Raw genomic sequence first — 11846 nt, forward strand, 5'->3', positions numbered from 1 at the left:
CTCATTAAAATAGGAGTAGTAACATGGCGACGATGAAAGACATCGCAAAACTGGCAGGGGTTTCCACTTCAACAGTGAGCCATGTTATTAACAAGACGCGTTTTGTGAGCGAAGAGATCTCTGAACGCGTTAACAATGCCGCAAAAGAGCTTAACTACTACGCGCCCTCTGCGTTGGCGCGTAGCCTCAAAGTCAATCGTACCAAAACCATTGGTATGCTCGTGACAACCTCAACCAACCCATTCTTTGGCGAAGTCGTAAAAGGCGTCGAACGCAGCTGCTACCAAAAAGGCTACAGCCTCATTTTATGTAACACCGAGGGTGATAACGAACGTATGCGTCAATCCATTAATACGCTATTGCAAAAGCGTGTCGATGGTTTGATCTTGATGTGCTCGTCGCTAGAAGGAGAGCGTATCGATGTATTTGAGCGTTACCCAGATATCCCAGTTGTGGTAATGGACTGGGGGCCGATGCTATTTACAAGCGATAAAATCCAAGACAACTCACTTCGTGGCGGTTACTTAGCGGCGAAATACTTAATTGATTGCGGCCATACCGAAATTGGGTGCATCACTGGCCCTTTGATTAAACACCAAGCGCAAATGCGATACGAAGGTTATAAGCGAGCAATGAACGAAGCTGGCTTGGAATTTAATGCCAATTGGATCATTGAATCGGACTTCGAGTGTGAGGGTGGGTATCAAGCGTTCAAAAAAATGGCTCAGCGTGGCGCATTACCTAGCTCGATTTTCGTCTCTAACGATATGATGGCGATGGGGGTGATTAACGCCGCAAATGAGCTCGATATTAAAGTGCCGGACGACCTGTCCATTATTGGTTACGATGACATCCATATCGCGAAATTTATGTCGCCATCGCTAACTACCATTCATCAGCCTAAGTACCGTTTGGGGCAGGCTGCCGTTGAGACTCTTGTCCGAAAGTTGGATGAAAAGTCAACAGAGGCACAGGTCGTACAATTAGAACCGACTCTAGTGGAACGAAAAAGCGTCAAGAGGTTAAAGTCAAACGTCACTGAATGACGTGTGATGTTGAGCTAAAAAATTAAAAAAGTCGTTTCTCTTTATACGATAAAGCCTTACTATCGTCGTTGATTATAAATAAAACTATTAATTGTTGTCTGGCGGATTAGTTAAATGTTATCAAAAGGTTACGCTAAGTTATCTGTAAAACACCCTTGGTTTCACCGAGTTAATGTTATTACAGTTGTATTGATTTTTTTTGTGAGCTGCTATCAGCTACTGGTTAATGAAGCATTTGAGTACGCAATTGGCTTTATTATTACACTTTTGGCGTCAGCTTTATTTGCATCAGCTTCTGCATTCAAAAAACGCTATCTAGGCTTGGATTCATAGGCACGTCTATTTCCAACATCGTTCAATAGCATCATTTATTGCTTTCAAGTAAACATTGAACTGAATTATGATCGAGTGCATCAAGAGGAGGACAAATGTCCTCCTTTTTGTTGGGGATCACGCTCTAATATAAGCGTATTCCAAACAAAATAATAAAGGACATGTTATGGACCTCTTTGCCTTGCTCGATATTAATAATACTCTCGTTAACATTCCGATTGGCGACGGCTACGCAATGAGCTGGATCGAAGCTTTCGGTACCGTTTTTGGACTGCTTTGCATTTGGTTTGCCAGCCAAGAAAAAACCATCAACTACTTATTCGGTTTGCTGAATGTCACGCTTTTTGCCGTTATCTTTTTTCAAATTCAGTTATACGGATTATTGCTTCTTCAATTGTTTTTCTTCTGTGCGAACATTTACGGCTGGTATGCGTGGACTCGTCCAAACGCACAAGGTGAAACGCTGGAGGTTCGCTGGTTAAATAAACAGAAACTTATTACTACTGCCTCTATTAGCGTTGCATGTATCGCATTATTAACGATCTATATCGACCCATTTTTCTTTGCGCTAGCAAACATTGCTGTTGATAGCTTGAATCTCTTTGGTGCTGACTTGGCTGAACCGGTGCTTGAACCTGACGCGTTCCCGTTCTGGGATGCAACCATGACAGTACTTTCTGTTGTTGCACAAATTCTGATGACACGTAAATACGTCGAAAACTGGATTCTATGGGTTGTGATTAATATTATCAGTGTGGGTATCTACGCGACGCAAGGTGTTTACGCAATGTCTGTTCAGTACGCGATTCTTATGTTCATCGCTGCCAATGGCACGCGTGAGTGGGCTCGTAGCGCTAAGCGCAATGGCGATAAAACCTTAGCGCACGCTGCTGCGTAAGGAACGAAAAATGGCCAAACAACCTCATATCGGAGTGGATGAAACACAAATCGCTCCCCTCGTTATTGTATGCGGCGAGCCAGATCGAGCGAATCGTATCGCGGTATTATTTGATGATGCAGAAATGGTGTCGGAAAACCGCGAGTACCGTGTGTTTACCGGCAACTACAAAGGCAAGCCTGTTTCAGTATGTAGTACAGGTATAGGTGCGCCATCGATGATCATCGCAGTGGAAGAGCTAAAACAGTGCGGTGTGACTCATGTGGTACGCGTTGGATCGGCGGGGGCAATGCAATCAGGCATTCATCTTGGCGAGTTGATCATTGCCGAAGGCGCGGTAAGAGATGAGGGCGGCTCTAAAGCGTATGTCGATTCGTCTTATCCAGCCTACGCAAGCTTTTCACTGTTAAAGGAAGTTGAGCGTTACTTGTCGATGCAAAAAGTGCATTATCATTTTGGTGTGGTGCGTTCTCACGACAGTTTCTATACCGATGACGAGGATGCAATATGCCAACATTGGAACAAGAAAGGCATCTTAGGTGCCGATATGGAAACCTCTGCGCTGTTTACGGTCGGTCGACTACGAGGCCTTCATGTGGCTTCGATATTAAACAACGTGGTGCTGTATCAACAAGATGTGAAAGAAGGTGTTGGTCAGTACGTTGATGAGGCTAAAGTAATGATGCAAGGTGAGAAGAGTGCCGCGATTACGGCATTAGAAGCCTTGGTTGCTCAGCGTTAGCCAGTCTCTATCTCAGTAAGTCACATAAACAGAATAGATGTAAAGCGACAGGTCACTGTCGCTTTTTTATTTGGAGTTACGGGGTACAATCCACCTTAAATAGTTGTCCGTAACTTTTTCTGAGAGAGCAGAAAATGAAAATCAGCCCTTATCCGACTGGTCGCTTCAAAACATACCTTGAAGAAAAGAGTGCCACCTTTCGCGATTTGATTTATCAATGCCAAATAAATTCGCGTTACTTTGATGCTGGGGAAGCAATTCTCCGCCAAGGTGAGCAACTTCAGTACTTGTATGTTGTGCCAGTAGGTCGAGTCTCGATGAACATATTGGCCGCAAATGGACGACGTTTTCAATTAGGGGAAGCTAACTGCGACTATCATATTTATGGTGAAATGGAGTTCTTCACTCAGACTCCTTGTCAATGGAATGTGATAGCAGATGAACATATGCAGGTTGATGTTATCTGTATCCAAAAACTAACCGAAGCACTGCAAAATCATCCCCAAATGATGGTGTTCTTCGCTTCAGCATTGGCTGAGGATTATCAAGACTCCATGGATATCTACACTAACCGTTTGTTGCATCCCATTACTTACAACATTGCCTATGATCTTCTCGTCCGTAATCAGACGGATAAGTTGCTTGGTGGTTTTGATAAAGTGAACCAAGAGGCTGAGCGGTTTGGTACCTCAGGCCGAGTCTATCGACGTGCAGTTAAGGACTTGATTGAAAAGGGATTGATTACAAAAACGGACAACGGTTTGGAGATTATTGATGCGCTGGCACTCAAAGCGTTTATTGAAGCGCATGAATGATACGCCCAGGTATTGGAACTGATGGGTTTTATAAGTCTTTGATATATCTAAGTCTTGAGTAAACGTAACTAATGTAAAGTACCTTAAATTTTGTTGAATGCATTAAAGAGTAGCGTTATATTGCGAACGCGTATGATAATAGATCTCATTAAGGCTTAACAAAATGAAAAAATTCGTTGGTGCGGCTATGCTGTCGTTATTTACTGTTTCTCCTTCTTTCGCTGCTAAAGTTGTGATTGACCACTACATGGGTCAAACAGAGCTAGAACAATCCCCAGAGCGTGTGGTTGTGATTGGCTTTGGCCCGCTAGATGCGCTGGACAACTTTGGTATCGATCCTGTTGCAGTATCTAACTCGTCTAATCTTCCTAGTTACCTTTCAAAATACAGCAAAGATAACTACACCTCTGCGGGTAGTTTGTTTGAACCTGATTTTGAAACCATCTACATGCAAAAACCGGATTTGATTTTGGTTGGTCCGCGAGCGTCTGCGAAATATGAAGAGCTGAGTGAAATTGCCCCTACAGTTGTTTTCGCGGCGAAAGAAAACCAAGGCTATTGGGAAGGCACGCAAGCGCAATGGCGCAATATTGGTAAGATCTTCAATATCGAAGAAAAAGTAGAGCAGAAAATTGAAGCGTTAGATACTCAATTCAAAGCAATCCGCGACTACAACCAATCGAACAAAAATGATGCATTAACGATTTTAAGCATGGGTGACAACATCAGCGCGTTTGGTGCCCAGTCGCGATTTGGCGTCATTTATAACGACTTTGGCTTCTTGGAAACGGTTGAGCACGTGAAAACGGGCACTCACGGAGATGTCATTTCTTATGAGTTTATTCGTGAAGCTAACCCGAAAAATATTCTCGTGGTTGACCGAAATTCTCTGACAGGTACGCCGGATAACGATATTCGTAAATCCATGGATAACGACTTAGTCAAAGCGACCGCAGCATATAAAAATCACAAAATCACTTATTTAGATGTGGACGCGTGGTATTTGTCGATGTCTGGTGTGACAGCAACAGAAAAAATGGTCAGTGAGATTAAGCAAACCGTTGAACTGTAATCCAAGATAGCAGAGGTTAACTTTGAAGAAGTTATTGCTAACCCTTGTGGTTTTAAGCACGGTTTCGTTATTTGTTGGGGTGGCAAACATGACACCCCAACAACTCTTTTCAGGTGATGAGAAAGCATTAGAGCTTTTCTTTACCAGCCGTATACCACGTTTATTTGCCATACTGCTTGCTGGTGCTGGCTTGAGTATTGCGGGTCTTGTCATGCAGCAAATCAGCCAGAACCGATTTGCGGCACCTTCTACAACTGGTACGATCGAATGTGCCATGCTGGGCTACGTACTGAGCGTGGTTTTCTTTGGTAACGACAATCACCTTTGGCTCGTATTCGGCATCTCGGTATTTGGGACGCTAGCGTTTGTTTTCTTTATTCAGCGCATTCAATTTAAGAGCGTGGTTTTTGTGCCTCTTGTCGGGATTATTTTCGGCAATGTCATCCAATCCATGACTACGTTTATCGCTTACAAATATGATGCACTTCAAAGTCTGAATGCTTGGACAGTCGCAAACTTCGCCAACATCTTGCGTGGTGATTTTGAACTGCTGTACATCGCGGTACCAATGGTTATCCTCAGCTATCTTTTTGGCGCAAGGATCTCTGCCGTAGGTATCGGAAAAGATTTCGCGATTAACTTGGGTTTAAATTATCAGCAGGTTGTGACGATTGGCGTGCTATTGGTGTCCATCATGTCAGCAAGTGTCGTGATGATTGTTGGCCAGTTGCCATTCTTAGGGCTGATTGTACCGAATCTCGTGAGTCACTTTTATGGCGATAACCTCAAAAAGAACATTCCGCTTACGGCCATGTATGGGGCCATTTTAGTGTTGTGTTGCGATTTGGTGAGTCGTTTAATTATTTTCCCTCATGAAATGCCAATCTCTATCGTGATTAGCATATTGGGTGGCGTGGTATTCATCGCAATGTTGTTGCGAGGTAAGCAACATGCGTGATTCAACGAAAATCCTGCTGCTAGGTGGCATTGCGATTCTTTTCGCGTGTCTGTTTATTGGTATTGGGCTAACGGCTGACAACTACCAATATTTTTTGTCTCGTAGAGTTCCTAAAGTATTGGCGATAGTGCTAGCGGGTGTGGCCATTGCTCAGTCTTCACTTGTATTTCAAACCATTACGCACAACCGAATTTTAACGCCAAGTATCATGGGTTTTGATGCGCTGTATGTGTTAACCCAAATTTTGATCGTGTTGATTTTTGGTGGGTTGAGTACCTTAGTTCTTAACTTGTACGTAAATTTCGCGATTGCAGTAATTGTAATGGTGTCGTTTTCGCTACTGCTGTTTGGGTTTTACTTTTCAAAAGGCAGCAAGAACTTGATTACGTTGCTATTGGTCGGCTTGATCTTTGGTCAGCTATTTTCCAATGCGGCGTCATTCTTTTCTTTGCTGATGGACCCAAACACATATGCAATTGTTCAGTCGAAACTGTACGCCAGTTTCAATAATGTCAAAGTGAACTTGGTTTATTTTAGTGCTCCGGCTTTGATGTTTGCATGTTGGTTGTTGTTTAGGATGCATCGCACTTTAGATGTGTTTTGGCTCGACCAAGACAATGCGAAAAGTTTGGGTGTTGATGTACCTAAAGTGACGAGAAATGTGTTTATTATCTCGGCGGTTTTGATTGCTATTTCTACGGCTTTGGTAGGGCCAATCATGTTCTTTGGTTTACTAGTGACCAACTTAAGCCGAGAAATGTTCCGAAGTTACCAACATAAAACGCTATTGGTCGGATGTTCGTTTCTATCCATCAGTTCATTACTTGCTGGGCAATGGATAATCGAAAACGTGTTCAGTTTTGAGACGACGTTGAGTGTCGTAATTAACTTTATCGGCGGTGCGTATTTCTTATACCTGCTGCTGAAAAACAAAGTTGTATAAATATGATAGTAATAGACAAATTAACGAAGGCTTTCGGTTCAAACAAAGTCGTAGACGAGGCCAATACTCAGTTTGAAAAGGGCAAGGTAACATCGATTATCGGTCCAAATGGCGCGGGAAAGAGCACGCTGTTATCTATGGCCTCGCGCTTAACGGAGCGAGATGGCGGTAGTGTTATCATTGATTGCAAGGAAATCTCGGAATGGGACACAAAAGAGCTAGCGAAAAAACTGGCAGTACTTCGCCAAGCTAACTCGATTACAATGCGGTTTACCGTAAAAGAGTTAGTCTCTTTTGGTCGTTTCCCATACTCTAAAGGAAATCTGACTAAAGAAGATCATGAGGTCATAGAACAAGCGATCGACTACTTAGATTTGCAAGATATTCAAGACAAATACTTGGATGAATTAAGTGGTGGTCAGCGACAGCTTGCATTTATTGCTATGGTGATTGCACAAGATACAGATTATGTCTTTCTTGATGAACCTCTTAATAACTTAGATATCAAACACTCTCTTCAGATCATGAAAGTTGTACAGCAGTTAGCCCATGACATGAATAAAGCCATGGTGGTCGTGATTCATGATATTAATTTCGCGGCGTGTTACTCAGATGTCATATTGGCGCTTAAGAAAGGCAAGGTTGTGGCGAGTGGTGCGGTTGAAGAGGTTATTCAAGCATCTACGCTAGAGGACATCTATGAAACGCCATTTAACATCATAGAGTTAAACGGTAAGCGCATGTGTACCTATCATTAAGCGAGCTAGTTCGTTTTTAACGAGATCAATAGATAGGCGGGCTTACTTGGTGAGCTCGTCTATGATCGGGCATCGGCTCTCTGCATCTCCAGGACAAGAAGAAACCCAACCTTCAAGTTGTGTTTTGATCTCCATGAGGTGTGCAATTTTTTCTTCAACCTCTCTCAGTTTGTCCATGGTTCTTGCTTTTACTTCGCTACTTTTGCGGTTGGGGTTATGAGCAAGTTGTACGAACTCTTTGCATTCTTGCAATGAAAAGCCTGCGCTTTTTGCGCGTGATACCAAGTTAAGCTCTTGAATATGATTATCTGAATATTCGCGATAGCCAGAGTCGCTACGCGCTGGTGGAGATATGATCCCTTTGTCTTCATATAATCGAATCGACTTAGATGAAAGCCCTGTGAGCTTCGCGACAGCACCAATATTCATGTTTAACCTCCATAACGTTTAAGGCGAGTATATACCGATGTTGTGGATAAGACACTCCTAAATAACAGTCAGTTACCTTACTCTTTAATCACTTCATGTGGTGGCACACCAAATGCCTTTTTGAAGGCATAAGTGAAGTTAGAAGGGTGGTGGTATCCGGCTTCATAGGCGGCTTCTGTTATCGTCACTAGGCCACGTTCCAAATGTTGCCTAGCAATCTCAAGACGTCGAAAACGAATGTAGCCGTTTATGGTCATATTAAGTGATTGTTTAAATCGGCGCTGCAGGTTTGAAACACTCATTGAGAATTGGCTCGCCAACTTTTCCAAGCGTAGTTCTTGATCAAGGTGAGTTTCAATATAGCTGACAATATCCTCAATCCGACCATCAATGTGTCGTTCAATACTGCTGTTTTTAGCACTGAAATTCTTAGGAATTTGCTTGGTGGCTTGATGTAATATTTGATAGATCAAGCTTTCGACCTCTAGCTTCTCTTGGAACTCTTGCGGTGTTTCTCTATTTGTTAACGTTTCAGCCAGCTCGCATAGCGTCTGGTTAAGCTCCAACTGTTGAAACGCCTGATGAGAGTTAAAAAAGGCTCGATGACTACAATTTTGCTCAAGGCGGGCCTCTAGCCATTGGGGCTTAACCAATATGTTGATCTTATTAATGAGGTTATCTTTGAGCAGTGAACGACGAAAATTTGCAGGTTTGAGTAAGTTCACCACTACACCCTTAGGGCCGTCGCTCGCGTCTAAATCAAATTGCAAATCGTCGTAGCCAAACGAGAGTCTACCTTCTAAAAGAATAGTGACCAGCAGTGAGGCGTGTGCAGTAGAAACAATATTCGAATCAATAAGTTCTAGACAACGCCCGCCATGAACAAAAATTTGATCATTGTACTGATATGATAGGAACTTACCTTCGGCCAGTTGAGTTTGATAAGGTTGGCCTTGCGTGACAATCCATTGTTTCTCTGTCGCCTCTAGTCTTTGGGTTAAAGCTATCTTGGCAATTTTAGTTCGTTTTGTTGTGACTTCCTGCATTTGACACTTCCTCATAACACTTGTGCGATTTCGCATAACCAAATCGCCTTTGTATTTATAAAACTCATGCTTATTATACCTGAGAATTATTATCATTAATATTTAGGAATTAAGTTATGGAAAGCCCTGCTTGTTCACCTATCAAGCTTTCAAGCCTTTGCCTTGCAGTGGGAATGGTGCTATCAACCCCTGTTTTAGCTCAAGATACTGAGTCACATTTTGAAGAGGTCGTTGTATGGGGAACGAAAGTTTCCAGCAACACTGAGTCGATGTTTGCGGACGACATGTCACTGAAGCAAGCGGATCACATGTCTGATTTACTGCGCGATATTCCCGGTGTGGATGTTGGTGGCACACACTCTGTGAATCAACGTATTACGATTCGTGGTTTGAGCGAAACCGATTTGGACATTCGTCTTGACGGTGCTTCTCAGCATGCGAGCATGTTCCATCATATTGGTAACTTGACGTTGAACCCTGACATTCTCAAATCTGCGGACATTAAGGTAGGTAATAACTCTGTGACTCAAAACGGGTTAGGCGGTTCGGTCTACTTTGAAACGAAAGACGCTCGTGACTTACTTCGTTACGATGAAAAGTTTGGTGCGCGTGTTTATGGCGGCTATGCATCCAACGACAACCAACAAGGTTCGTTGACACTGTACGGACTTTTGTCCGAAAACATTGATGCGATGGTCTATGGCCATTACGTTACGCGTGATGATTTTGAAGATGGTGATGGCAATAAAACCTATGGTGCTGCAGGTGATGTTTACAACATTCTGGCTAAGCTGGGGTATGAACTAAATGACATCCATCGTTTTGAGCTCTCTTATGACATGTACCGAGATAGTGGAGATTACAGTCCGCGTCCTGATATGTCTGGTAGTGCAAATAATAGCCTGTCGAGCAAGTTACTTATCCCTACGGATTATGACCGCGATACCGTTACTTTGAGTTACGAGTTGCGAGGCGAACAACACCAAGGAAACGTCACTCTTTATAATACCGAGACAGAAATTAAACGTGACGAAACGGTGATGGCCCCTCGTTGGCCCTCGAACCGTTTATCAAAGAACACCGCCAAAAACCAAAACTTTGGTTTGAATGGCAAATTCCAGTCAGATGTTATGTTAGGTGAGTTTGATAATCGAGTCACTTATGGCTTCGACTACATGGATAAAACGTCTTCGAGTTACTACGGTAGTCGTAAGTTTATGGACGAATCGGCGATTTCAACCGCACTGTTTGTAGAAGATCAGTTCTTCTTCTCTGATGCCTTCTTTATTACCGCAGGTATGCGCTTTGATGATTACAAACGCAAAGCTGAGACAGGAACCAGTAATTATGATGATGTGACTTGGGCTCTAGCAGCAGAGTGGGCGGTGACTCAAGATTGGACGTTGTTTGCGAGTGCACGTTCTCTATTTAAAGGTCCAGAGCTAATGGAAACCTTTATTGCTTACCAAGACGTTGCATTTTTAGAGGATGGGTTAAAGCCAGAAACGGGATTGAACACGCAGGGTGGTGTTCGTTTTGATAAAACCTTTGATAAGCATTTCTTTGGGGCGAATATTACGGTATTCCAAACGGAAATTGATGATTACATTGCAGATCAGTACCAAAACGCGACTCAAACTTACCTGATTTACAACTTAGGTGATGTTGAGATTAAAGGCTTTGAGGCAAGTGCTTCTTATGGTTACGACAAGTTTAACAGCAAACTTTCTTACTCTAAGTCGGACACCAAAAACAAGAATACTGGTGGTCCTGTTGCTGGGGGCAATGGGCGTAGCATTGATATGGGTGATAGCATTGCTCTAACTTTGGATTACCAGTCAGACGCTTTAGAAACGATCTTCGGGTGGAACTCAATGTTTGTTCGAGAGGAAGACAACGTCTTTGATGGTCAGCCAAAGAAAGCAAGTTATGATGTGCATAATCTATACGCTCAATGGGTGCCGTCTGATATTGATGGACTGTCGGTGACCTTTGGTATTGATAATGTATTTGACGAGTTGTACAGCTCTCATGCGTCTCGTTCGGGTACTGCACGTGGCTTCACGCTTGATGACTACGAGCCGGGTCGCAACTTCAAGCTCTCTGCAGCTTATCAATTCTAACAAGGTTCTTCATAGGACGTTTCAAAGTAACGAGTAAGTTCATGATTAAAGAAAGCACCCGAATAGATAGCGAACACGCTGACAAATACTTAGTGACGCTTTGTCGGCATTTTGGACGAAAAGTTCCTGCTACTTGGAATGAAAATAGCGGTTTGGTGACATTTCCGACGGGAAAAGCGGAGTTTAACCTTTGTGCATCTAGCTTAACTATAACCTGTGAGGCGGATTCAGAAGAGAAACTGAATACGGTTAAGGCGATCATTTCATCGCATGTGGACATGTTTTCTCGTCGAGAAACATTAGCACTTAGCTGGGTTCGTTAGCGCTCGTTTAAGGATGCTGTGATAGAAAGGGAATGTTAAAAGCAAAAGCCCGCAATCTTATGATTTGCGGGCTTTTATTGTTTGAATGCTATTGCGCTTTCTCAGGCTCTAGGCTTTTTTTTTCCTGCTGCATTTTTGCTAGGAAGTAGATGTTAACGCAAGCTATAAAACCGTTAGTTAGTACTACAGGCCAAGAATCAATCATTAGTCCGTAAGCAGTAAATAGCGCACAACCAATAAAGTTAAGGATACGAAGCTTAACAATATCTTTCATAGTTAGCGAAATAGCGACCATGATTGAAGCTGCATAACCTAAAATCTCAACCATATTCATGTCCATTTTTTGACCCTCTTAAAATC

At 42.9% G+C, this 11846-nt stretch carries 13 protein-coding genes; 10 read left to right on the forward strand and 3 right to left on the reverse strand.

Annotated features, from left to right (window positions below; genetic code table 11):
• Window positions 1-23: 23 nt before the first annotated feature.
• From R7Q48_RS02500 to vctC, 8 genes are all read left to right on the forward strand, one after another.
• A complete protein-coding gene (locus tag R7Q48_RS02500; RefSeq protein ID WP_025767871.1) occupies window positions 24-1046 on the forward strand; it encodes a substrate-binding domain-containing protein in 1023 nt (340 codons plus the stop codon).
• 499 nt (window positions 1047-1545) lie between these two features.
• A complete protein-coding gene (pnuC, locus tag R7Q48_RS02505) occupies window positions 1546-2277 on the forward strand; it encodes a nicotinamide riboside transporter PnuC (protein ID WP_017820308.1) in 732 nt (243 codons plus the stop codon).
• Between the two features lie 10 nt (window positions 2278-2287).
• Window positions 2288-3019, forward strand: coding sequence for a nucleoside phosphorylase (locus R7Q48_RS02510; RefSeq protein ID WP_005373131.1), 732 nt, complete (start codon window positions 2288-2290; stop codon window positions 3017-3019).
• 134 nt (window positions 3020-3153) lie between these two features.
• Complete coding sequence (locus R7Q48_RS02515) at window positions 3154-3834, forward strand: Crp/Fnr family transcriptional regulator (protein WP_005373126.1); 681 nt, start codon at window positions 3154-3156, stop codon at window positions 3832-3834.
• Window positions 3835-3997: 163 nt separating this feature from the next.
• On the forward strand, window positions 3998-4906 hold the full coding sequence (locus R7Q48_RS02520) for a siderophore ABC transporter substrate-binding protein (protein ID WP_065275234.1): 909 nt from the start codon (window positions 3998-4000) through the stop codon (window positions 4904-4906).
• 22 nt (window positions 4907-4928) lie between these two features.
• Window positions 4929-5864, forward strand: a complete 936-nt coding sequence (gene vctD, locus R7Q48_RS02525) for an iron chelate uptake ABC transporter permease subunit VctD (RefSeq protein ID WP_158155936.1) — start codon at window positions 4929-4931, stop codon at window positions 5862-5864.
• Window positions 5857-6807, forward strand: coding sequence for an iron chelate uptake ABC transporter permease subunit VctG (gene vctG, locus R7Q48_RS02530; RefSeq protein ID WP_005376631.1), 951 nt, complete (start codon window positions 5857-5859; stop codon window positions 6805-6807). Before vctD ends, vctG begins: the two co-directional genes overlap by 8 nt.
• Before the next feature lie 2 nt (window positions 6808-6809).
• Window positions 6810-7565 carry an iron chelate ABC transporter ATP-binding protein VctC gene (gene vctC, locus R7Q48_RS02535; protein WP_256902734.1) on the forward strand — a complete coding sequence of 252 codons (756 nt, stop codon included), beginning with the start codon at window positions 6810-6812 and terminating at the stop codon, window positions 7563-7565.
• Window positions 7566-7607: 42 nt separating this feature from the next.
• Here vctC and cueR read toward each other — a convergent pair whose 3' ends face one another.
• Both cueR and R7Q48_RS02545 read right to left on the reverse strand, forming a co-directional pair.
• Window positions 7608-7994 carry a Cu(I)-responsive transcriptional regulator gene (gene cueR, locus R7Q48_RS02540; RefSeq protein WP_005376627.1) on the reverse strand — a complete coding sequence of 129 codons (387 nt, stop codon included), beginning with the start codon at window positions 7992-7994 and terminating at the stop codon, window positions 7608-7610.
• A 77-nt stretch (window positions 7995-8071) separates the two neighbouring features.
• On the reverse strand, window positions 8072-9040 hold the full coding sequence (locus R7Q48_RS02545; protein ID WP_213972720.1) for a helix-turn-helix domain-containing protein: 969 nt from the start codon (window positions 9038-9040) through the stop codon (window positions 8072-8074).
• Between the two features lie 116 nt (window positions 9041-9156).
• On the opposite strand from R7Q48_RS02545, the gene R7Q48_RS02550 reads away from it, so the two are divergent.
• A complete protein-coding gene (locus tag R7Q48_RS02550) occupies window positions 9157-11163 on the forward strand; it encodes a TonB-dependent siderophore receptor (RefSeq protein ID WP_276576962.1) in 2007 nt (668 codons plus the stop codon).
• A gap of 41 nt (window positions 11164-11204) precedes the next feature.
• Window positions 11205-11486 carry a DUF2218 domain-containing protein gene (locus R7Q48_RS02555; protein WP_005376622.1) on the forward strand — a complete coding sequence of 94 codons (282 nt, stop codon included), beginning with the start codon at window positions 11205-11207 and terminating at the stop codon, window positions 11484-11486.
• An 88-nt stretch (window positions 11487-11574) separates the two neighbouring features.
• Here R7Q48_RS02555 and R7Q48_RS02560 read toward each other — a convergent pair whose 3' ends face one another.
• Window positions 11575-11826, reverse strand: a complete 252-nt coding sequence (locus R7Q48_RS02560) for a YgjV family protein (RefSeq protein WP_005376619.1) — start codon at window positions 11824-11826, stop codon at window positions 11575-11577.
• Window positions 11827-11846: the final 20 nt, after the last annotated feature.

The sequence above is a fragment of the Vibrio sp. 378 genome (assembly GCF_033339435.1).

Bases quoted from the DNA above. Each gene is read 5' to 3' on its own strand.
- R7Q48_RS02550 (WP_276576962.1), top strand. From the start codon at position 9,157: ATGGAAAGCCCTGCTTGTTCACCTATCAAGCTTTCAAGCCTTTGCCTT.
- R7Q48_RS02545 (WP_213972720.1), bottom strand. From the start codon at position 9,040: ATGCAGGAAGTCACAACAAAACGAACTAAAATTGCCAAGATAGCTTTA.
- pnuC (WP_017820308.1), top strand. From the start codon at position 1,546: ATGGACCTCTTTGCCTTGCTCGATATTAATAATACTCTCGTTAACATT.
- vctC (WP_256902734.1), top strand. From the start codon at position 6,810: ATGATAGTAATAGACAAATTAACGAAGGCTTTCGGTTCAAACAAAGTC.
- R7Q48_RS02500 (WP_025767871.1), top strand. From the start codon at position 24: ATGGCGACGATGAAAGACATCGCAAAACTGGCAGGGGTTTCCACTTCA.
- R7Q48_RS02510 (WP_005373131.1), top strand. From the start codon at position 2,288: ATGGCCAAACAACCTCATATCGGAGTGGATGAAACACAAATCGCTCCC.
- vctG (WP_005376631.1), top strand. From the start codon at position 5,857: ATGCGTGATTCAACGAAAATCCTGCTGCTAGGTGGCATTGCGATTCTT.
- R7Q48_RS02555 (WP_005376622.1), top strand. From the start codon at position 11,205: ATGATTAAAGAAAGCACCCGAATAGATAGCGAACACGCTGACAAATAC.
- cueR (WP_005376627.1), bottom strand. From the start codon at position 7,994: ATGAATATTGGTGCTGTCGCGAAGCTCACAGGGCTTTCATCTAAGTCG.
- R7Q48_RS02520 (WP_065275234.1), top strand. From the start codon at position 3,998: ATGAAAAAATTCGTTGGTGCGGCTATGCTGTCGTTATTTACTGTTTCT.
- R7Q48_RS02515 (WP_005373126.1), top strand. From the start codon at position 3,154: ATGAAAATCAGCCCTTATCCGACTGGTCGCTTCAAAACATACCTTGAA.
- R7Q48_RS02560 (WP_005376619.1), bottom strand. From the start codon at position 11,826: ATGGACATGAATATGGTTGAGATTTTAGGTTATGCAGCTTCAATCATG.